At 70.9% G+C, this 19,685-nt stretch carries 19 protein-coding genes; 8 read left to right on the forward strand and 11 right to left on the reverse strand.

All coding sequences use genetic code 11. The annotated features are described in order from the left end of the window. Positions 1–67 precede the first annotated feature (67 nt). The 3 genes from HD593_RS32530 to HD593_RS32540 are packed head-to-tail and all read left to right on the forward strand — an operon-like array spanning position 68 to position 3,394. On the forward strand, positions 68–1,819 hold the full coding sequence (locus HD593_RS32530; protein ID WP_185105774.1) for a right-handed parallel beta-helix repeat-containing protein: 1,752 nt from the start codon (positions 68–70) through the stop codon (positions 1,817–1,819). A 49-nt stretch (positions 1,820–1,868) separates the two neighbouring features. Next, positions 1,869–2,447: a TetR/AcrR family transcriptional regulator gene (locus tag HD593_RS32535; RefSeq protein WP_185105775.1), complete on the forward strand. Its 579-nt coding sequence runs from the start codon at positions 1,869–1,871 to the stop codon at positions 2,445–2,447. A gap of 50 nt (positions 2,448–2,497) precedes the next feature. After that, on the forward strand, positions 2,498–3,394 hold the full coding sequence (locus HD593_RS32540) for an alpha/beta fold hydrolase (protein WP_221525109.1): 897 nt from the start codon (positions 2,498–2,500) through the stop codon (positions 3,392–3,394). An 82-nt stretch (positions 3,395–3,476) separates the two neighbouring features. On the opposite strand, the gene HD593_RS32545 is transcribed toward HD593_RS32540, so the two are convergent. Next, positions 3,477–4,148 (reverse strand): NAD(P)H-dependent oxidoreductase, encoded by a 672-nt coding sequence (locus tag HD593_RS32545; protein WP_185105776.1) that lies wholly within the window; start codon positions 4,146–4,148, stop codon positions 3,477–3,479. After that, positions 4,145–5,206, reverse strand: a complete 1,062-nt coding sequence (locus HD593_RS32550) for an LLM class flavin-dependent oxidoreductase (protein WP_185105777.1) — start codon at positions 5,204–5,206, stop codon at positions 4,145–4,147. The genes HD593_RS32545 and HD593_RS32550 overlap by 4 nt, the downstream gene beginning before the upstream one ends. Before the next feature lie 298 nt (positions 5,207–5,504). On the opposite strand from HD593_RS32550, the gene HD593_RS32555 reads away from it, so the two are divergent. Further along, positions 5,505–6,434, forward strand: coding sequence for an NAD-dependent epimerase/dehydratase family protein (locus tag HD593_RS32555; RefSeq protein WP_185105778.1), 930 nt, complete (start codon positions 5,505–5,507; stop codon positions 6,432–6,434). 66 nt (positions 6,435–6,500) lie between these two features. On the opposite strand, the gene HD593_RS32560 is transcribed toward HD593_RS32555, so the two are convergent. Further along, positions 6,501–6,689: a hypothetical protein gene (locus HD593_RS32560; protein ID WP_185105779.1), complete on the reverse strand. Its 189-nt coding sequence runs from the start codon at positions 6,687–6,689 to the stop codon at positions 6,501–6,503. 318 nt (positions 6,690–7,007) lie between these two features. Here HD593_RS32560 and HD593_RS32565 point away from each other — a divergent pair, with 318 nt between their 5' ends. Continuing rightward, positions 7,008–8,024 carry an alcohol dehydrogenase catalytic domain-containing protein gene (locus tag HD593_RS32565; protein ID WP_221525110.1) on the forward strand — a complete coding sequence of 339 codons (1,017 nt, stop codon included), beginning with the start codon at positions 7,008–7,010 and terminating at the stop codon, positions 8,022–8,024. A gap of 258 nt (positions 8,025–8,282) precedes the next feature. Further along, entirely contained in the window at positions 8,283–8,549 is a 267-nt protein-coding gene (locus tag HD593_RS32570) for a helix-turn-helix domain-containing protein (protein ID WP_221525111.1), read from the forward strand. Between the two features lie 30 nt (positions 8,550–8,579). Here HD593_RS32570 and HD593_RS32575 read toward each other — a convergent pair whose 3' ends face one another. Both HD593_RS32575 and HD593_RS32580 read right to left on the reverse strand, forming a co-directional pair. Then, complete coding sequence (locus HD593_RS32575) at positions 8,580–8,987, reverse strand: Rossmann-fold NAD(P)-binding domain-containing protein (protein ID WP_221525112.1); 408 nt, start codon at positions 8,985–8,987, stop codon at positions 8,580–8,582. A 133-nt stretch (positions 8,988–9,120) separates the two neighbouring features. After that, complete coding sequence (locus HD593_RS32580) at positions 9,121–9,975, reverse strand: oxidoreductase (protein ID WP_185105780.1); 855 nt, start codon at positions 9,973–9,975, stop codon at positions 9,121–9,123. Positions 9,976–10,098: 123 nt separating this feature from the next. Here HD593_RS32580 and HD593_RS32585 point away from each other — a divergent pair, with 123 nt between their 5' ends. Continuing rightward, positions 10,099–10,905, forward strand: coding sequence for a helix-turn-helix domain-containing protein (locus HD593_RS32585; RefSeq protein ID WP_185105781.1), 807 nt, complete (start codon positions 10,099–10,101; stop codon positions 10,903–10,905). 30 nt (positions 10,906–10,935) lie between these two features. Here HD593_RS32585 and HD593_RS32590 read toward each other — a convergent pair whose 3' ends face one another. Both HD593_RS32590 and HD593_RS32595 read right to left on the reverse strand, forming a co-directional pair. After that, the gene (locus tag HD593_RS32590) at positions 10,936–11,628 is read right to left on the reverse strand and encodes an SDR family oxidoreductase (RefSeq protein WP_246546823.1); all 693 of its coding nucleotides are present in this window, start codon (positions 11,626–11,628) and stop codon (positions 10,936–10,938) included. Positions 11,629–11,775: 147 nt separating this feature from the next. Further along, entirely contained in the window at positions 11,776–12,219 is a 444-nt protein-coding gene (locus HD593_RS32595; protein WP_185105783.1) for a nuclear transport factor 2 family protein, read from the reverse strand. A gap of 109 nt (positions 12,220–12,328) precedes the next feature. On the opposite strand from HD593_RS32595, the gene HD593_RS32600 reads away from it, so the two are divergent. After that, the gene (locus HD593_RS32600) at positions 12,329–12,880 is read left to right on the forward strand and encodes a TetR/AcrR family transcriptional regulator (RefSeq protein WP_185105784.1); all 552 of its coding nucleotides are present in this window, start codon (positions 12,329–12,331) and stop codon (positions 12,878–12,880) included. A gap of 213 nt (positions 12,881–13,093) precedes the next feature. On the opposite strand, the gene HD593_RS32605 is transcribed toward HD593_RS32600, so the two are convergent. The 4 genes from HD593_RS32605 to HD593_RS32620 form a co-directional block, all read right to left on the reverse strand. Further along, positions 13,094–13,390 carry a transcriptional regulator gene (locus HD593_RS32605; protein ID WP_312903866.1) on the reverse strand — a complete coding sequence of 99 codons (297 nt, stop codon included), beginning with the start codon at positions 13,388–13,390 and terminating at the stop codon, positions 13,094–13,096. A gap of 213 nt (positions 13,391–13,603) precedes the next feature. Next, positions 13,604–15,022: an FG-GAP repeat domain-containing protein gene (locus tag HD593_RS32610; protein WP_185105786.1), complete on the reverse strand. Its 1,419-nt coding sequence runs from the start codon at positions 15,020–15,022 to the stop codon at positions 13,604–13,606. A 60-nt stretch (positions 15,023–15,082) separates the two neighbouring features. Continuing rightward, entirely contained in the window at positions 15,083–16,555 is a 1,473-nt protein-coding gene (locus HD593_RS32615) for an FG-GAP-like repeat-containing protein (RefSeq protein ID WP_185105787.1), read from the reverse strand. Positions 16,556–16,602: 47 nt separating this feature from the next. Then, positions 16,603–19,614: an AfsR/SARP family transcriptional regulator gene (locus tag HD593_RS32620; protein WP_221525113.1), complete on the reverse strand. Its 3,012-nt coding sequence runs from the start codon at positions 19,612–19,614 to the stop codon at positions 16,603–16,605. Positions 19,615–19,685: the final 71 nt, after the last annotated feature.

Here is a 19,685-nt window from a genome sequence, read left to right on the forward strand (position 1 = left end):
GCCGTACCCGTCATCCGGGACACCGTGGCGGGCGCGTCCGACAGCGCTCCGATGAAGGGGCCGGCCGGTGACGACCTCGCTTGACGTGACCGACTTCGGCGCGGTTCCCGGTGGGCGAGGCGACGCCGCGCCCGCCATCGTGGCGGCCCTCCAGGCGGCCACCGCCCGGGCGGGCCGGGTGACGGTCCGGTTCCCGCCGGGCGAGTACCACCTCTGGCCGGACGGCGCACCACGCCGTGAGCTGTACGTCTCCAACACCGTGGGCGACGACCCGGCCTGGCGCGACAAGACGATCGCCGTGCTCGTCGAAGCGGCCGACGACCTCGTGATCTCCGGCGCGGGCGCCCGCCTGGTCCTGCACGGTCTCCAGACGACCTTCGCCGTGATCGACTCCCGCCGGGTACGGATCGAGGGGCTCGAGTTCGACTTCGCCGTGCCGACCGTGGTCGACGCCACGGTCGTGGACGCCGGCGTCACGGCGGGCCGGGCGTTCCGGGTGATCAGCGTGCCCGAGGCCACCCTGTTCTCCGTCGAAGGCCGGTCCGTGCGCTGGCACGGGGAGCCCATCGGCGCGGGGGCCTACGCCTGGGAGGGGTACGACGCGCTGGAGTACTCGCAGGTGCACGATCCCGCCGGCGGGCGGACCCGCCGTGCCCCCAACCCGCTCTTCGACAGGGTGCGGAAGGCGACGCGGGTGGGACGGCGCACCATCCGGCTCGACTACGACCACGGCGAGGCACCGGCCGACGCCGGCCTCGTCTACCAGATGCGGCGGACGACGCGGGACCATCCCGGAGGGCTGGTGCTCGACAGCGCCGCGGTGACGTTGTCCGGCGTGGTCTTCCGGTTCCTGCACGGCTTCGGCATCGTGGCGCAGGCGAGCCGTGACGTCGGCATCGAGAGCTGCGAGTTCAGGACGCCGCCCGGCACGGGCCGGCACAGCGCCGGGTTCGCCGACTTCGTGCAGTTCTCCGGCTGCTCGGGCCGTGCGGTCGTGCGCGACTGCCTCTTCGACGGGCCGCACGACGATCCGGTCAACGTGCACGGTACCTACCTGCGCGTGGCCGGCCAGCCCGGTCCCCGCACCCTGGAGCTGGAGTACGCGCACCCGGAGACGGCGGGCATCCCCCAGTTCGCGCCCGGGGACCGGGTCGAGATCGTCGACCGCGAGACGCTGCTGCCGATCGCCGTGGCGGCGGTGGAGCGGGTTCGCCAGCCCAGCGGCCGTGACCACGACGTCCCCCTCCGGACGATCGTCGTAACGGTCGGCTCCGCGCTTCCCGGCGGGCTGTCGGGGCGCGCCGCGGTCGAGAACGTCACCAGGACCCCGTCCGTGCACCTCGCCCGCAACGTCTTCCGCAACGTGCCCACGCGCGGCGTGCTGGTGACCACCCGCCGCAAGGTGCTCATCGAGGACAACCGGTTCGAGCGCACGGGCATGTCCGCGGTGTACGTCTCCGGTGACGCCACCGAATGGTGGGAGTCGGGGCCGGTCCGCGACCTGACCGTGCGGGGCAACGAGATCGTCGAACCTGGTGGGCCCGCCGTGTTCGTCGATCCCCGCAACCCCGGCTCCGATCCCGCCCACCCCGTCCATCACGGCGTCGTCGTCGAGGGGAACCGCTTCGTGCTGGACGGCGTGCCCGCCCTCGACGCCAAGGACACCGGCGGCCTTCGCTTCCGGGACAACGCCATCGCCCACGTTGGGGTGCCGGCCTGGGACCTCGTCCTGCGGTCATGCCCCGGCGCGGACGTCGGGCCCGGCGAGGGCGGGGCACCGCTCCGGATCATGGAGGAATCGCGAGACCGGCCCCTGTAGTACCGGCGCTTTTTTGAACGTACGATCCAGATAGGTTACGGTAGGGGCCATGGCAAGGACCCGGGAGTTCGACACCGAGGCGGCGGTGAGCCGCGCGATGGAGCTGTTCTGGACGCGCGGCTACGAGGCGACCACCGTGCGCGACCTGACCCAGCTCCTGGGGATCGGGCAGGGATCCCTGTATGCGGCGTTCGGCGACAAGGACGGCCTCTACAGGGCCGCTCTGGAGCACTACCGCACCACGCTCGCGGCAGCCGCCCTGCGCAGCCTGCAGGAGGGGGCGGATGCCCGGTCGGCCATCCGTACGATGCTGGCCGAGCGGGTCCGCATCGCCGTCGAGCACGAGGGCCGAGGCTGCCTGGCGATCAACGCCGCCTGCGAGCGCCTGCCGGAGGACCCCTCGACCCGGCGCATCGTGCGCGACATGCAGGACGCTGGCCGGGACGCGATCGCCGAGGTGCTGCGGGTCGCGGCGGAACGAGGCGAGATCGCGGCGCGGCACGACCCGCACACGCTCGCCGCCTTCCTCGTCACCTTCCTCAACGGCCTGCTCGTGTCCGCGAAGGTCACGCCGGACGCTCGCGCCCTCGATCCGCTCGTGGAGGTGGCGCTTGCCACCCTCGACTGACTTCTCATGCCCGCAATCTGTATCAAGCGATCCACAATAAGGAGCACCTGATGTTCGACCATGACGGAACACCCGTCCGCACGGGCCGCGCCGCCGTCAACGGGACAAGCCTGCACTATCGGACGGCCGGCTCCGGGCCGGCGGTGGTGCTGCTGCACGGCGTGCCGAAGACCGGTTACCACTGGCGCCACCTCCTCCCGAAGCTGACGCCCCAGTACACCGTCGTCGTCCCCGACCTGCGTGGCCTCGGCGACTCCGCCCGGCCCGCGGGCGGATACGACTCCGCGACCATGAGTGACGACATCGCCGCGCTGATGAGCGGTCTCGGCCACGAGAGCTACGCCGTGATCGGCGAGGACTGGGGAGCCGTGATCGGCTACCAGCTCGCCGCCCGGCACCGCGACCGCGTCACCGCCCTGGTGTTCGCCGAGGCGCTGTTCCCCGGGTTCGGCTTCGAGGACCACACCGCGCTCACCGCCGAGAACGTCTCCAGCGGCATGCATCTGTGGCATCTGGGCTTCTACTTCCAGCCGGACGTGCCCGAGATGCTGATCGCCGGGCACGAGCGCGAGCTGATCACGTACATGATCAAGACCGAGCGCAGCCGCCCGGACAGCGCCTCCCCCGACGCGATCGACGAGTACGTGCGCTGCTACTCCATGCCCGGCGGCATCCGCGCGATGCTCTCGATCTACCGGGCGATGCTCGTCGACGCCGAGCAGAACCGGCAGGCCGCGCGGCGGAAGCTGGACATCCCGGTGCTGGCGCTCGGCGGTTCGGCGTTCATCGGCGAGCGCAACGAGGCGCAGATGCGGCTCATGGCCGACGACGTCACTGGGCACGTCTTCGACGCCGGCCATGACCTCGCCGAGGAGGTACCGGAGGAGATGGCCGGCGTGGTCCTGCCGTTCCTGGCCCGGACACCCGTGACCACGCGGGCCGCCTGACGCCGCCTTGGCGTCTCACGGGCGCTCCTGATTCGCGATCCGGCTTGCCATCACGCCCGCAGGTCGGCGCGGGGCACGGCGGTCAACGATCAAGCTGGAGGGCGAGTGACCTGGCGGGGGGCCGGTCGGTGGCCGGTGTGCGGTCCTGGGTTGTTCCCGGGCCTGTCGCGCGAGCTCTGAGCAGGTCCGCGACGTCGGCGAGCCCGACCTCGATGCGCCCGTAGACGCGGGGGTTGAGCAGTGTCGTGCCGTCGAAGTCCCCGGCGGAGGCGAAGAAGGCGACCGGGATCGTCAGCGCCTGGAAGAAGCCGAACAGCGGCCGCATGGCGTGCTCCAGGACGAGCGCGTGGTGGTCGCCGCCGCCTGTCGCGGCGAGGAGGACGGGCTTGTTCGCGAGCGCGTACTGGTCGACGAGGTCGAAGAAGTGCTTGAACATGCCCGGGTAGGTGCCGCGGAAGACGGGCGCGGCGGCGATGAGCAGGTCGGCGCCCTCGGCGAGCCGGAGCGTGCTCTCGACCTCCGGCGTGACGTCGTCGCGCTCGATCGCTCCGGTGAACCCCGCGCCCAGCCGGTACACCTCGATCCGGGACACCTCGATGGGGAGCATGTTCTGCAGGGTGTCGAGGACGACGCCGACGAGTCCCATGGTCTTGGACGGCCGGCTGGGGCTGCCGTTGACGACGACGACGCGCAGGACCGGGCCGGGCACGGGCGTGACCGGATCCGCGTCGCCTGGTTGCTGGACGATGGTCATGTCATGCTCCTCTCGCTCTGTGCGACCTCGCGGCGCACGACGGGTGCCACCTCGGCGGCGAGCAGTTCGATCGCTTCGAGGTGCTGCTTCTGCGGCATGCCGCCGAAGCCCATCTGGATGATGGCGCGGGTGATGCCGTACAGCTCGTGGTAGGTGAGCAGCTTGTCGATGAGCTCCTGCGGGCTGCCGGCCAGCAGCCCGGCGCCGGGCGAGGACTGCGCGTCGAAGGCGGCCCGGGGCAGGCGGAGGCCGACGCCGCGCTGGTGGTTGTTGTCCATCATGCCCCTGGCGAAGTAGGGGTACATGGTGTCGCGGGCACCCTGGCTGGTACGCCCGACGAAGCCGTGCGCGTTGATGCTGATCGGCAGCGCGTACGTGTCGTGCCCGGCCTTGGCCGCGGCCGCCCGGTAGAGCTGGACGGTCTGCTCGTGGAAGGTGAGCGGGCCGAGCAGCAGGGCCAGGGCCATGGGCAGGCCGAGCTGTCCGGTGCTGATGGCCGAGGCGGCCGAGCCGCCGACGCCGACCCAGATCGGGATGGTGCCGCCGTCCGCGCGGGGCGCGATGTCGGCCTCGACCAGCGGCGCGCGGAAGCTCCCCGACCAGGTGAGCGGGTTCCGGTCACGGATCTGGAGCAGCAGGTCCAGCTTCTCGCGGAACAGGTCCGCGTAGTCCTTCAGGTCGTAGCCGAACAGCGGGAAGGACTCGGTGTAGGAGCCGCGGCCGGCGATGATCTCGGCACGGCCGGCGGACAGCAGGTCGATCGTGGCGAACTGCTCCCACACCCGTACCGGGTCTTCCGAGCTGAGCACCGTGACGGAGCTGGTCAGCTTGATGCGCTCGGTCTTCTCCGCGGCGGCGGCCAGCAGGATCGCCGGGGCCGATCCGACGAAGTCGGTGCGGTGGTGCTCCCCCACGCCGAAGACGTCCAGGCCCGCCTGGTCGGCCACCTGCGCCTGCTCGATCGTCTCCCGGACACGCTGCCGCGGTGACGGCAGCGATCCGGTGACCGGATCCTCCGTCAGCTCGCCGAACGTCATGACGCCGATCTCGAATGGCATGTCGTTTCCTCTCTGGCCGGCGGCACCGGGAGCCGGCCGATCGTGTGAAACCTTCCTGCGCAAGCAATTATTCCGATCAGGTAATTGTCTGCGTAGCAAGGTTTTTGGCTCCCCTGCCGGGCGCTGCCGCCAGGCACCGGCCCCGGTCACGCGTTCCCACCGTGAGACGCCTCGCTCGGGCAAGCACGGGTCGGCGGCTCTTTGCCGTTCCGGCAACGGAAGTTGAGCCTCCGCCCGGCGCCGATGACGATGACTCCGGCCGGCAGGTCACCTTGAACGCACCAGAAAGCAGGCACTGATGCACGTCTTCGTCACCGGAGCGAGCGGCTACATCGGCGGAGCCGTCGCCACCCGCCTCCTTGAGGCAGGTCACATCGTCACCGGCCTCACCCGGGACGCGACCGCCGCGGGCACCCTCGCCCGGCTGGGCGTCCAGCCGGTGGTGGGCGGCCTGGACGACGCGGACCTGCTCGCCGAGCACGCCCGCCGCGCCGACGCGGTCGTCAACGCGGCCGACAGCGACCACCGCGGAGCGGCGGAAACCCTCATCACCGCGCTGGCCGGGTCCGGCAAGCCGCTCGTCCACACCAGCGGCTCCAGCATCGTGGGCGTCGGCACCAGCGGCGAAGCCGACGAGACGATCTTCCAGGAGGACCTGCTCGACCCGGGCTCCACCTGGCAGCCCGGTCACCCCGTACGCCGGGCCCGCGTCGCCCTCGACCGCCTGGTCCTGGCCGCCGCGGAACAGGAAGTGCGCGCCACGGTCCTGTGCCACAGCCTGATCTACGGAGACGCACGCGGGCTCCCCCGCGACAGCGTCCTGATCGCCGCGCTGGTGCGGCAGGCGCGGGCGAGCGGGGTGGTCCAGCACGTCGGCGCGGGACGCAACATCTGGTCCACCGTGCACCTCGACGACGTCGCCGACCTGTACCTCCTCGCCCTGGAGAAGGCGGCTCCCGGTACGTTCTGCTTCGTCGAGAACGGCGAGGAGTCCTTCGCCGCGATCACCGAGGCCATCGCTCACCGCCTCGGTCTTCCAGGCCCGCGCCCCTGGGACCCCGACTCCGCCGGCAACGTCTGGCACCCGCAGTTCGCCATGCACGCCCTCGGCTCCAACAGCCGCGTCCGTGCCGTCCGCGCCCGCGACCAGCTCGGCTGGCGCCCCCGGCACCACTCGATCACCGGCTGGATCGCCGGCGCCGACCTCGACGGGGCGACCCGCCGATGAGGCAGGAAGGTCGCGAGCGGGCCGTCTTGCGAGTGTCCGGTTGGTACGGTTCCCGCTGACGGAACGTCAGCTCGTGGCCTGCCGGAAGAACTCCTGGCGCTGGTCGGCTTGACGCCGGGGTAGCGGTGGTTGTCGAGCGGGTCGAGCTTGCCCTTCCCGGTAGCTGAAGGTGCCGGACTCCCAGTCGATCCAGATGTACCAGGGCTCGTTCAGCACCTCCAGGAAGGCGCCGATGAGGACCGGGGTGGAGGCCACCGGGCTCTGGCGGGTACGGTCGCCGGCCTTCCTGCGCAGGTCGACGAGGTCGTTGTCGCCGTAGTCGAGCCGGTCCCTGGCGAGGGAGAAGTCGGAGGGGATCCAGCACGGGACCCCATCGCCTGCTCGGCGCCGGCAGGTCGCGGGGCCGAGTACGCCTAGGTGAGGTTTCTAGGTGATGTTCACCGATGCGTCCGCGATGCGCGGGTGGCGAGCATGGATGCGTGTCCCGGGAGGGCCGCAGCACTCGAAGAAGCCCAGCGGGATGGGCCACGGCCGTCCGGCCCGCCGCTGAACCGATGGGGAGGGGTTTCGCCGATGACGAAGCTGATGAAGGCGGTTGTCGTGCCTGCTGTGAAGGCCGCTTGGGAGGTGCGGCAGCGGCCGGTGCCGGAGCCGGGGCCGGGTGAGGTGCTGGTGCGCGTGCACGCGTGCGGCATCTGCGGCACCGACCTGTGGATGGCGCACGGGGTCCTGTCGTTCCGGGAGTTTCCGCTGCTGATGGGGCACGAGGGCGTCGGTGAGGTGGTGGCGCTCGGCGCGGGCGTCACCGAGCGGAAGATCGGCGACCGCGTCGGGCTGCCGATGATGCAGAAGCGCTGCGGCGCCTGCGGCTTCTGCCGCGAGGAGCACCCGGACAGCTTCGTCACCGCCGGCAACTGCGCCGGCCCGACGCTGACCGGCGTCAACGTCGACGGCGCCCTGGCCGAGTACGCGGTCGCCGGCGTCGGGGGGACGGTCCTGCTCCCGAACGGGATCTCCTACGAGGATGCCGCGCCCACGGTGTGCGCCGGCTACACGACGTGGGCCGGCATCCGCCGGGCCGACGCCAGGCCGGGGGCCCGGGTCGCCGTCGTCGGTCTCGGCGGGATCGGCCACTTCGCGATCCAGTTCGCCAGGGCCGCCGGCTACCACGTCATCGCGGTGACCCGCCCCGGCAAGCACGAGCTCGCCCGCGAGCTCGGCGCCGCCGACGTCGTCACCGACGGTGCGGTGCTCAAGGAGATCGGTGGTGCCGACGTCGTGCTGCACACCAGCAGCTCGCACGCCGCCGCCATCGACGCGATGACCGGCCTGCGGCCCTGGGGCAAGCTCGTGCTGATGGGCCTGTCCGAGGACGAGATGATCCTGCCCGCGCTGTCGCTGACGACACACAGCCACCAGATCATCGGCTCGGCGCACAACGGCCTGGAGTACCTCGCCGAAGCCCTCGACATCGTGGCGCGCGGCCAGGTCAGGCCGATGATCGAGCTGTTCCCGCTGGAACGCGCCGACGAGGCGTACCGGAAGGTCGCCGACGGCGAGGTGCGCTTCAAGGCCGTCATCACGCTCTGACCAGCCTGGGTGCGCTGCTCCTAGGTGAACCGTGCCCTGCCGGAGATCCACGAGGTGCGCCACTGTTGACGGCATCGCGAATTTCACCGGGAGCAGCCATGAACACGAAGAACGACCTCGAAACCCGGCTATGGAGCACAGCAACCTGGCGTTGCCCGAGCTCATCGAGGCGGCCGTCCGCGCCGGCGAACCGGAGCGCGCGGCCGCCGCCGGGACGCCCGCGAGCAGCTCGGCACCGCTCACGAGCTGCTGTCCGGCATGGGCCTGGAGGCGTTCGCTGAGCGGGCCGCCCGCGAGCTGCGCGCCATCGGCGAGCAGCCGCGCAAGCGGGCGGCGCAGCCCGCCGATGCCCTGACGGCCCAGGAGTTGCGCATCGCGCGGCTCGTGGCCACCGGGGCGACCTCCAGAGAGGTCGCGGCGCAGCTCTTCCTGAGCCCGCGCACCATCGACGCACATCTGCGCAGCATCTTCGGCAAGCTGGGCATCACGTCCCGCCGGCAGCTCAGGAACCTGCACCTCCCCTGAGCGCACACCATGACTGAGAGGCCGCACTCATCACCGCAGGACGAGCAGTGGCTGGTCGTGGGTGGTGTGCAGCCGCCACAGTTCCTGGGCCACCTTGTCCGGTTCGTGGCGGGCGCCGGGTCCGATGGGGCCGACGATCGTGACCTGTGCGACGTGTACGCCGCCGCCGGCGAGTGTGTCGTGGAGCATGCACGCGCAGGCCGATTCGGCGGCGTAGGCGATTCCCGACACCGCGCGGTCGCGGTGCGGTTCGACGGCGGCGCCGCCGGTGGTGAACAGCAGGGTGCCGTGCCTCTGGTGGCGCATGTCCGGCACGACCGGGCGGACGACCGCCGCCGCGGCCACGACGTTCAGTGCCAGTGCGCTCGCGACGTCCGACGGCGTGGTGTCGAGGACGGGCCTGATCGCCGCGAGGTTAGGGCGCGGGCTGAAGTGCACGACCTCGATCGGACCAGGCTTTCGGCGCCGCGCGCGATCAGCCCGACCGGATGCCCCTCGCGGCCGGACCGGCGGGCCGCCGCGCCCCCCAGGCCGGGAGCGGCGCCGGCCACGACGAACGCGCCCACACCGCTCACCTCTCCCCCAGGTCCACGCTCGTGGTCAGCGCCTCGTTCGCGTCGATCTCGCCTCGCATCCGTTCCAGGCGGGCGCGCGCTCCGGCGAGCGCGTCAGAACCGAGCAGCAGCCGCAGCGGCGGCATCCCGGTGTCCACGGCCGCGGCGATGGCCGCGGCCGCCCGGGCCGGGTCGCCGGGCTGGCGGCCGGACACGGCGAGCGTGGCTTCACGGCGCTTGCCGGCGGTCTGCTCGTAGTCGTCCAGGCGGATCGGGGACTGCCGCATCGACGCCCCGGCCCACCGGGTACGCAGGCCGCCGGGCTCCGCGATCGTCACCGCGATGCCGAGCGGCGCGAGCTCCGCGGCCAGTGACTCCGACAGTCCTTCCAGCGCGAACTTCGTGGCGTGGTAGTAGCCGGTGGCGGCGAAGGCGGCCAGGCCACCGAAGGAGGAGACGTTGACGATGCGCCCCGAGCGGCGGGCCCGCATGCCGGGCAGCACGGCCTTGAGTACCGTCACCACACCGTGCACGTTGGTGTCGAACAGGGCACGTACCGCGGCCTCCTCGCCCTCTTCGACGGCGGCCAGGTACCCGTATCCGGCGTTGTTGACCAGCACGTCGATGCGACCGAACGCCTGCTCGCACGCCTGGACCGCCGCGGCGACCGACGCGGGGTCGGTGACGTCGAGCTGCAGAGCCAGCGCACGGTCACCGTACCTGCCTGCGAGGCCGGTCACGGCCGCGCGGTCGCGGGCGGTGACGGCTACTCGGTCGCCCCGCTCCAGCGCGTGCTGGGCCAGGGCGCGGCCCAGGCCGCTGGAGCATCCGGTGATCAGCCATACGGGCGATTCATTGGTTTCGTTCGGCATGCGTCCATGACAACAGCGCGCCGGCGCACGTGCCACGCCCCCTTGAGGGTGGCCCTCACAGGGTCAGTTCGGCGGGTGACACGAATGCGGCCGGGCCTGTGAGCAGCGGTAGGCTCGATCAGCATGGCAGGTGACGACAACCGGCTCGGTTCCTTCCTGCGCAGTCGGCGGGAGAAGATCGACGCCGCCTCCGCCGGTGTCATCGACAACACGCGACGGCGGGTCAAGGGGCTGCGCCGCGAGGAGCTGGCGCTGCTCGCCGGGCTCAGCCCCTCCTACTACATCCGGCTGGAGCAGGGTCGCGACCGCAATCCCTCCCGGGAGATCCTCGAAGCCCTGGCCCGCGTGCTGCGCCTGGACGACACCGAGCGGGCCTACCTGTGGTCCGTGGCGATGCCGCCCCTGGCACCGGCCGGCGACGACAGCGATCCTGCCCACGCTGTGCGGCCAGGGGTGCTGCACCTGCTGGAGCGATGGCGTGACCTGCCCGCGTTCGTCGTCAGCCCCAGCCGCGACGTGCTGGCCGGCACCACGCTCGCGGCCCGGGTCAACCCGGCCTGGAGCCCGGGGCACAACCTGATCGAGTTCGCCTTCCTCGACCCGCGCGCACGAACGGTCTATCCCGATCGGGAGGAGATCCTCCTGCAAGCCGTCGCAGGTCTGCGCGCCACCGCGGCCACGCGCCGCTCAGAGCTCGACGGTTTCGTGGCGAGCATGCGCGAGCGCAGCGAAACGTTCCGTGCGCTGTGGGACTCCCACGACGTGTACGAGCGCGTGGTGGGTGAGAAACGGCTCGCCGTTGACGGCCTCGGCATCCTCCGCCTCAGTTTCGAGACGTTCGCGCTCGCCGGGTCCGAGGGTCACGTCCTGTACGTGTACTTCCCCCGGCCCGGCAGCACGGACGACGAAGCGCTGCGCGACCTCACCTGAGAAGGCCGCCGCAGGCGAGGAGCGGCGTGGTCAGGCGGGCTGGCCGATGGGCCGGACGGTCAGGGTGTTGAGGTCGACGCCTGCCGGCTGGTCGAGGGCGAAGCAGATGGCCTCGGCGATGGGCTGGGGAGGCAGGGCGAAGGGGGGAACGCCGGCGCCTTGCCAGAAGGGTGTGTCGATCATGCCGGGGTTGACAAGAGTGACGCCGATGCCGCGGGTCGTGGCGTGCAGGCGCAGGTTCTCGGCCAGTCCGGTCGTGGCCCACTTGGTGGCCGAGTAGAGATTGCCGGGAGAGTTCTTCAGCCCGGCGACGCTGCCGATGAGCACCAGCCGTCCGCCAGTGGCCTCAAGATGGGGCAGGGCGGCATGGGCCAGCAGGGCGGGGCCGAGGACGTTGGTGAGGACCATGGGCGGCCACAGTGCGGGGTCGCCGGCCCCGATGGAGTCACCGGACATGAATCCGGCGTTGGCCACCGCCGCGTCCAGGGCACCGAAACGCTCCACGGTGCGGGTCACGACCGACTCGGTGGCCTGCCAGTCCGCCGCGTCCGCGACCAGGCCCAGCAGCCGGTCGGGGTGGCCGGCCTCGTCGAGGAAGGTCTTCAGCTTGCTCTCGTCGCGGCCGGTGACCGCCACACGGTGGCCGCGGTCGAGGAGCAACCGCGCGGTGTACGCGCCGATACCACTGGTCGCGCCGGTGATCAGTACGGTCTTGCTGGCCATGGTCATGCTCCTGACATGTGGATGAGGGACGGCGGCCCGCGAGTGCCGCTCAGGTCCGCCGATCCCATGAAACCGGCGCCGTCAGAGGCGAGCCAGGTCGCGTTTCTCGGGGGTACAAGCACAACCTCCCTCTCGCCGGCCCATCAGCTAGGCGCCTGTCAGCTGTGCGCAGAGGGCGTCGAGTGTGTTCGTGGCGCGAGCGAGCGCGAGCTGGTCGATGTAGTCCCGCGACTCGATGATCAACCCGTCGCGGATCCGGAAGACGATGATGCCCGGCACGGCCCAGCCCCCGTCGCCGCGGTAGGTGAACTCGCCGATGACCACCTCCGGGTCGGCAGTGTGATGGACGCGTACATCCTCAACGCGAAAGCCTGCCAGGCCGGCCGTCCCGGCCGCGGCGAAGTGCTGCCGGAGTGCTTCGCGGCTGAGCATCGGGGTGTCGCCGAGCGGGGCCATCGGGTGCCGCACGTCGGTTTCTTCGGCGTAGAACGCGGCCAGCTTGTCGACCTGGTCGCGATCACCGTTCTGCAGCCGGCAGGCGGCGTCGAGCAGGGCACGGAATGTGGCTTCGGGGGTTCGCATCGCGACCATCCTTCTAAGCGGAGTCTTAACTCCGAATATACGGAGCAAAGACTCCGGATAGCAAGAGTTGATCACCGGAGCCTGCGGGAGCAGGGCTGCCAGGTGGGAAGATGGTGGGATGCGGAGCGACGCGCGGGCGAATCGGGACCGGGTCCTGGCCGCGGCCGAAGAGGTCTTCGGCGAGTCCGGCAACGCCGGCTCGACCGAGGAGGTCGCGCGCCGGGCCGGCGTCGGAATCGGCACCGTCTTCCGGCACTTCCCGACCAAGCAGGCGCTGGTCCAGGCCACGATCGTCCGGCACTTCACCCTGCTCGCCGAAACAGCGCGGGCGCGGGGCGAGGGCGGCGAGGCCGGGGCGGCGTTCCGGGAGACGTTCCGGGAGATGGTCTCAGGCGCTCCGGCCAAGCTCGCGCTCGTCGCGTTGCTGGAGGAGCCCGCCGACTCGACCGGCTCGGCTGACGAGGTGGAGGCCGCGGCCACCATGGTGCGCGAAGCCGTCGAGGAGTTGCTCTCCCGCGGCCGGCAAGCCGGTGAGGTGCGCGCGGACGCGACGGTGGATGAGGTCTACATGCTGATCAGAGCGCTGGCCAACGCCCGGGGCGACCGGGCCGTCGTGGACAGAGCGGTCGACATCGTGCTGGACGGCCTGTCCCCGCGGCGTTCCGAGTAGCCGGCCCGCGCAGTCTGCCCACCTTCTGGTCCTGAACCGCGGCGCCGGTGGGTCGCGTTGCCGGCGTACGGGTGGGCCAAGGATCCCGGTCTTGGAAAGGGTTTGTGCTCCTGCTCACCGCCGTACGGCTGGGCACCGGCTCGCTGTGGCCGGCCATCGGACTGCACCGGCCGCAGGGACGCCTTCGAGCCCGTACAACTCGTCGTTCGCCCGTCAGCTCTCCGGCTGGGCCGGGTCGGCGATCCGACGCAGCTCGGCGAGGTGACCGGCCAGCGCGTCCCTACCGGCGGCGGTCGGGGAGAGCCAGGTGCTCCGATGTGCTTGCCCCGACGTCTTGGCAGGCTTCACGTAGCCGACCGTCTGCAGCACCTTGACCTGCTTGCTGAGCGCCGAATCGCTGATGCCGAGATCGTCACGGACGACGGAGAACCCGGCGGACCCGACGGCGGCGAGCATCGCGCAGATCTGCAGGCGGTTGGGCGCGTGAACGACCTCGTCAAAGACCGGCACGGTCACGGCCTTCCCCGCAGATCACGCCGTACGATCTCATCAATCCTACGAAGAGCCCGCCGGCGCCGAGAGTGAGCGTGGCCCGCGGCTCGATCCCGGTGGAGCGCTTGAGCGCCGCCGCGAGCCCGGGCGCGCCATCCGCCCGAGCGGCCCGCGCAGCGGCGGGATCGAGGGGGGACGGGGGCGACCCCGTCCCCTACTCGATGGGTGGGTTCAGGCGAGGATGCGGGTCGAGGCGGCCCAGCCGTGCCCGACCTCACGCGGAGTGCCGCCGGTGTAGGGCTGGCCGTTGTCGCGCACGAAGTTGTTGCTGTAGAGCATCATCTTGCCGGCGGAATCCACAGCCAGCAGGTCCGTGAAACCGTCACCGGTGACGTCAGCCGGGATGACACGAGTCGAAGCGGCCCAGCCATGCCCAACCTCGCGCGGGGTGCCACCGGTGAAGGGCTGGCCGTTGTCGCGCACGAAGTTGTTGCTGTAGAGCATCATCTTGCCGGCGGAATCCACAGCCAGCAGGTCCGTGAAACCGTCACCGGTGACGTCAGCCGGGATGACACGAGTCGAAGCGGCCCAGCCATGCCCAACCTCGCGCGGGGTGCCACCGGTGAAGGGCTGGCCGTTGTCGCGCACGAAGTTGTTGCTGTAGAGCATCATCTTGCCGGCGGAATCCACAGCCAGCAGGTCCGTGAAGCCATCGCCCGTGACGTCAGCGGCGATGATGCGAGTCGAAGCGGCCCAGCCATGCCCAACCTCGCGCGGGGTGCCACCGGTGTAAGGCTGGCCGTTGTCACGGGCGAAGTTGTTGCTGTAGAGCATCATCTTGCCGGCGGAATCCACAGCCAGCAGGTCCGTGAAGCCATCGCCCGTGACGTCCGCCGGGATGACACGGGTCGAGGCGGCCCAGCCATGCCCAACCTCGCGCGGGGTACTGCCGGTGTAAGGCTGACCGTTGTCGCGTGCGAAGTTGTTGCTGTAGAGCATCATCTTGCCGGCGGAGTCCACGGCCAGCAGGTCGGCGTACGAGTCACCGGTCACGCTGTTGCCGGGCAGCTCAGCGGGTTCCGACATGGACCAGACCGCGTTCGCCACGGCTATGCCGTTCGCCGTCTCTTCGGGGTACCTCCAGGGAAGGGCTGAGACCTGCACGTCCTGGCAGATCTCCCCGATGGGATCATTCCGCCAGTCGAACTGGAGCATCTTGCTGAGGAACTTGTTCGTGGCGTAGACGGGGTCCAGGATCTGCGCGACCGTTCCCCAGCCCTGGGAGGGACGCTGCTGGAAGAGGCCGACGCTGTCGTCGGCGCCATAGGTCAGGTTGCGGATGGTGGATTCGACGATGGTGGTGGTGATGGCGATCTGCGCGGCCCGGACCGGCAGGCCGCGGCTCTTGACGGTGGCGATGATGACGCGGGCGCAGGACACCCGGTAAGCCGTCATCGCGTCCTCCATGGTGCCGGTCAACTGGCGGTTCAGCTGCGTGGCCATGGCGGCATCAGCCGAGGTGGTCCCGTTCTTGTCGCAGGCCACGGTGTCCGCGGCGTGCGCGGGAGCCGAAGTCATCACGGCGGTGGGCACCGAGAGGCACAGGAACGCAAGTAATCCGGTCAGGGGTCGAATGAGGGCATGGCGCATGGCTACTCCAAGAAGACGAAGAAGGGGCCCGGTGCCGGTCGGCACCGGGCAGAGGCGGGTTCAGACGAGGATGCGGGTCGAGGCGGCCCAGCCGTGCCCGACCTCGCGCGGGGTGCCGCCGGTGAAGGGCTGGCCATTGTCGCGCACGAAGTTGTTGCTGTAGAGCATCATCTTGCCGGCGGAATCCACAGCCAGCAGGTCCGTGAAACCATCGCCCGTGACGTCAGCCGGGATGATGCGAGTCGAGGCGGCCCAGCCATGCCCAACCTCGCGCGGAGTGCCACCGGTGAAGGGCTGACCGTTGTCACGGGCGAAGTTGTTGCTGTAGAGCATCATCTTGCCGCCGGAGTCCACAGCCAGCAGGTCCGTGAAGCCATCGCCCGTGACGTCAGCCGGGATGATGCGAGTCGAAGCGGCCCAGCCATGCCCAACCTCGCGCGGAGTGCCACCGGTGTAAGGCTGACCGTTGTCACGGGCGAAGTTGTTGCTGTAGAGCATCATCTTGCCGGCGGAATCCACAGCCAGCAGGTCCGTGAAGCCATCGCCCGTGACGTCAGCCGGGATGATGCGAGTCGAAGCGGCCCAGCCATGCCCAACCTCGCGCGGAGTGCCACCGGTGTAAGGCTGACCGTTGTCACGGGCGAAGTTGTTGCTGTAGAGCATCATCTTGCCGGCGGAATCCACAGCCAGCAGGTCCGTGAAGCCATCGCCCGTGACGTCAGCCGGGATGACACGGGTCGAGGCGGCCCAGCCATGCCCGACCTCGCGCGGGGTACTGCCGGTGTAAGGCTGACCGTTATCGCGGGCGAAGTTGTTGCTGTAGAGCATCATCTTGCCGCCGGAGTCCACAGCCAGCAGGTCGGCGTACGAGTCACCGGTCACGCTGTTGCCGATCATCGGCTCGCTGTCGTCGACGCCCACGGGTGACGAATAGCCGACGATGTCGCCGCTGGAGCGGGAGCGGGAGTGGGAGGCGATCCGGCCGTTGTCGGTGTTGCCCTCGATCGTATAGACCGTGCTGGAGTTCGCGGATCTGACGAGACCCACGTGGTCGATCCCGCCGTCGCCGCCCCAGTCGAAGACGATGGCGTCACCGGGCTGAGGCGTGTAACCGCTGCCGCGGCTGTGCCAGGTGCCGTGCTTGACGCCGTACTCCCTGAAGGATTCCGCCCAGCCGGTGATGGTGTTGCCGTCACCCTTGGCGGCATCCGACACGCCGGCCTTCATCCAGACGTACTCGGCGAAGTCCGCGCACCAGTCGCTCTGGCGCCACTGGACGCCGTCGGAGGAGGGGCATCCTGATGAGGGTTTCCAGTCGCGCATGTAACCGGTATAGAAGTTGCACTTGCTCGAGGCTTCGTGGTTCCGGCTCGAGTCGCCGAGCTCGTCCTGGGCGATGGAGACGATCGTCGAGCGGGTGGCCGCGGCAGCGGGGGCCGACGAGGCGGCGACCATCCCGAGCGCGACGACCGGGACGGTGAGGAGCGAGCTCAGGATGCGGGTGTATGGGGTGTTGCCCTGACGCGTTGTCATGGTGAGGAGTTTGGGGAGGCACCCTGCAAAACCGCTCCGAGCCCGCTCTAATGCGTTGAGAGCTCCTTGGACTCACGGGCTCCGTGTCTGGTGAAGACCTCCAACGCCGCTTTGAGTACGGTCTCCGCCGCATCGGTGTCGCCGCGGGCGGCCAGCACAGCGGACAGGTCGCGCGCGGCCCGGGCCGCCGGGAGCGGCGTGCGAATCTCCTCCGAGATGGCCATGGCCTGGTCCAGGTGGGCCTCAGCCAGGTCGAGCTGCCCTTCTGCGAGGTGCACTTCGCCGATGGTGCGCAGCATGAGTGCCTCGCCGTACCGGTCGGAGCGGCTCCTGCACACCTCCAGGGCCTCGACCAGCGAGGGGAGGGTGGCCGCCGGATGGCCACGGCGGATCTCCACCTTGGCCACCGCCTGGATCGCATAGGCGATCATCAAGGGTTCGCCGACCTCCCGCAGCATCTCCAGGGCGCGAGCGGCGAGCTCCGCGGCCGGAGCGTAGTCACCGAGGGCGCGATGGACGGTGCTGCGGGTGCGCAGGGTGAGCGCCTGCCCTCGCCGGCTACCGGAGCGGGAGTAGGCCGCCATGGCCCGGTCGAGCTGTTGCCAGGCGTCCTCGTAATCGCCGAGCTCCAGGTGTATGGCGGCGGCGGCGCGGGCCGCCGCGCCGAGGCCGAGATCGTCACCGAGCCGCTCGAACGCCTCCACCGACCTGGCCAGGTGGTCCAGGCCCTCGCGCAGGAGGCACGACTCCCTGCACGTGTAGCCGAGGCCGGTCAGGACGACGGCCTCACCCCGGAGGTCACCGGTCTGGCGGAACATGGCCAGGGCCGCCGTCTGATGCTCACGCGCCTGCTCGAAGCGGTCCATCGAGAAGTGAATCTGGCTCAGTCCGGCCAGCAGGCGGGCCTCGCCCTGCTGGTTGCCGGCGCGGCGGGCGGCGTCCAGTGCGGCGTCCAGTGCCGCGCGCCAGTCGCCCAGCCGGTTGGCGACGAAGAGGTGGGCGAAGGACAGCGCGGTGGCCAGCTCGCAGACGGCCACGTCCAGGTCCAGCCGGGCGGCGCGCGCCACGGCCACGATCAGTGCGGGCCCCTCCGCCTCCAGCCAGGCAGCCGGGTCGGCCAGGAGCAGCCTGGCGACGCGGGCGTCGACCGGGTAGGCGGAGTCGGTGAATTCGGCCAGCTCCAGCTCGCCGGAGGGGGCGCGGGAGCCCGTTTCGGCGATCAGCCAGAGCCAGCTGCCCAGCACGCGGGAGAGGGCCGACTCTCGCTCCGCCGCGGTGTCGTGAGCCTGCGCGCACTCCGCGGCGAACACCCGTAGCAGCTCGTGGAGGCGGTAACGCAGCTGGCCGGTGGCGTCGACCGCGGCGGAGTCGACGAGCTGGGCGTCCAGCAGCCGTTCCAGCACGTCCTCCGCGTCACGGAGCGGGACGTCGAGCAGCGGGGCGACGACCCACCCCGCGAAGTCGGGCGTGCCGAGCAGTCCGAGGCGCCGGAAGGCCTGCTGCGCCTGCGGGTCCAGCGATCGGTAGCTGAGCCCGACACTGGCCCGCACCGCCACGTCGCCCGCGGCCAGCTCGTCCAGCCTGACGCGCTCGTCGGCGAGGCGCTCGGCCATCGCCGCCAGGGTCCAGTGCCGTCGCGTGACCAGGCGCGCCCCCGCGGTCCGTACGGCCAGCGGAAGCAGCCCGCACAGCCGGACGATCTCCAGCGCGGCGGCAGGCTCGGCGGCGACCCGTTCCGCCCCGACGACCGAGCCGAGCAACTCGAGCGCGCTCTCGGTGCCGAGCACGTCGAGGCTGGTCAGCTGGGCGAACGCGAGCCCGGCCAGCCGCCTTCGCGAGGTGATCAGTACCGCGCAGCCCGCCCCGCCCGGCAGCAGCGGGCGGATCTGCTGCTCGTCGCGGGCGTCGTCGAGGACCACCAGGACCCGGCGCCGGGCCAGCAGGCTCCGGTACAGGTCGGCCTGGTCCTGCGGCGACTCGGGCTGGGCGTTGTACGGCACGTCGAGCGCCCGCAGGAAGCGGCTGAGCACCTCGGCGGTGGTCGCCGGTGTGCTGGTGGTGCCACGCAGATCGGCGAACAGCTGGCCGTCCGGGTAGTTCTCGGTCACCCGGTGGCCGAGATGGACGGCCGCCGCGCTCTTGCCCACGCCGCCTTTCCCCGAGATCACCAGAACGGGCGGCGCGCTGTGCTTCGCGGTGAGCAGCGGGGTGAGCCCGGCGACGAGGCCGGCCCTGCCCACGAAGGCGGGCACCTCCGCCGGGAGCTGGGCGGGCACCACCTGGATCTGGACCGGGGCCGGGGCCGGGGGCCGCGGGCCCGCCGGGGCGACGCCCAGGACGGTGGTGTCGTCCAGGAGGATCGCCTGGTGCAGCGCACGCAGGTGCGGACCGGGGTCGATGCCTAACCCCTCGGCGAGGGACTGCCGCCCTTCGTCGTAGCTGGCCAGTGCCTCGGGCGCCCGGCCCAGCCGGTACAGGGTCGTCATCAGCTGCCCGCGCAGCCGCTCGCGGGTGGGGTGCGCGGCCACGAGCGAGGTGAGCTCGGCCACCAGCTCGGCCTGCCGGCCCAGGATCAGTTCGGCGTCGATGCGTTCCTCCAGCACGCTCAGCCGCAGTTCGGCCAGGCGGGCCGCATCGACGTACAGCACCTCGCCGATCCCGCCCAGGGCCGGACCCCGCCACTGCGCCTCGGCGGCCCGCAGCGCGCCCGCCGCGTCCTGGTACCGCTCCGCTCTCGCCGCCTGGCGGCCCTCCGCGACATACTGCTCGAAGAGCTGAGCGTCGAGCACGTTGTCGCCGAGCCGGAACAGGTATCCCGGAGGCCGGGTCTCGATCGACGCCGTCCGGTCGCCCAGCTTCTGGCGGAGTGCCGACACGTACGTCTGGATCTGCCCGCGAGCGGTGCCCGGAGCGCACTCTCCCCAGATCAGATCCACCAGCCGGTCGACCGACACCACCTGCCCGGCCTGGAGCAGCAGGGCCGCCAGCAGCGCCCGCGGCTTGGGCCCGCCCAGCTGCAGCCGCCGATCGCCGTCCCACACCTCCACCGGACCGAGCACGCGAAATTCCACTGCTACCTCTCAAGGGATTTGCAGAGAAAACTTGGAGTGGCCCCACCCATGATCGGTCA

The organism is Nonomuraea rubra (assembly GCF_014207985.1).
GTDB lineage: Bacteria > Actinomycetota > Actinomycetes > Streptosporangiales > Streptosporangiaceae > Nonomuraea > Nonomuraea rubra.

Coding starts and splice junctions, on each gene's coding strand:
- HD593_RS32545 (WP_185105776.1), bottom strand. CDS start 4,148: ATGACCATCGTCCAGCAACCAGGCGACGCGGATCCGGTCACGCCCGTG.
- HD593_RS32580 (WP_185105780.1), bottom strand. CDS start 9,975: ATGCCGAACGAAACCAATGAATCGCCCGTATGGCTGATCACCGGATGC.
- HD593_RS32610 (WP_185105786.1), bottom strand. CDS start 15,022: ATGCGCCATGCCCTCATTCGACCCCTGACCGGATTACTTGCGTTCCTG.
- HD593_RS32600 (WP_185105784.1), top strand. CDS start 12,329: ATGCGGAGCGACGCGCGGGCGAATCGGGACCGGGTCCTGGCCGCGGCC.
- HD593_RS32535 (WP_185105775.1), top strand. CDS start 1,869: ATGGCAAGGACCCGGGAGTTCGACACCGAGGCGGCGGTGAGCCGCGCG.
- HD593_RS32615 (WP_185105787.1), bottom strand. CDS start 16,555: ATGACAACGCGTCAGGGCAACACCCCATACACCCGCATCCTGAGCTCG.
- HD593_RS32565 (WP_221525110.1), top strand. CDS start 7,008: ATGACGAAGCTGATGAAGGCGGTTGTCGTGCCTGCTGTGAAGGCCGCT.
- HD593_RS32595 (WP_185105783.1), bottom strand. CDS start 12,219: ATGGTCGCGATGCGAACCCCCGAAGCCACATTCCGTGCCCTGCTCGAC.
- HD593_RS32550 (WP_185105777.1), bottom strand. CDS start 5,206: ATGCCATTCGAGATCGGCGTCATGACGTTCGGCGAGCTGACGGAGGAT.
- HD593_RS32585 (WP_185105781.1), top strand. CDS start 10,099: ATGGCAGGTGACGACAACCGGCTCGGTTCCTTCCTGCGCAGTCGGCGG.
- HD593_RS32540 (WP_221525109.1), top strand. CDS start 2,498: ATGTTCGACCATGACGGAACACCCGTCCGCACGGGCCGCGCCGCCGTC.
- HD593_RS32555 (WP_185105778.1), top strand. CDS start 5,505: ATGCACGTCTTCGTCACCGGAGCGAGCGGCTACATCGGCGGAGCCGTC.
- HD593_RS32570 (WP_221525111.1), top strand. CDS start 8,283: ATGGGCCTGGAGGCGTTCGCTGAGCGGGCCGCCCGCGAGCTGCGCGCC.
- HD593_RS32590 (WP_246546823.1), bottom strand. CDS start 11,628: ATGGCCAGCAAGACCGTACTGATCACCGGCGCGACCAGTGGTATCGGC.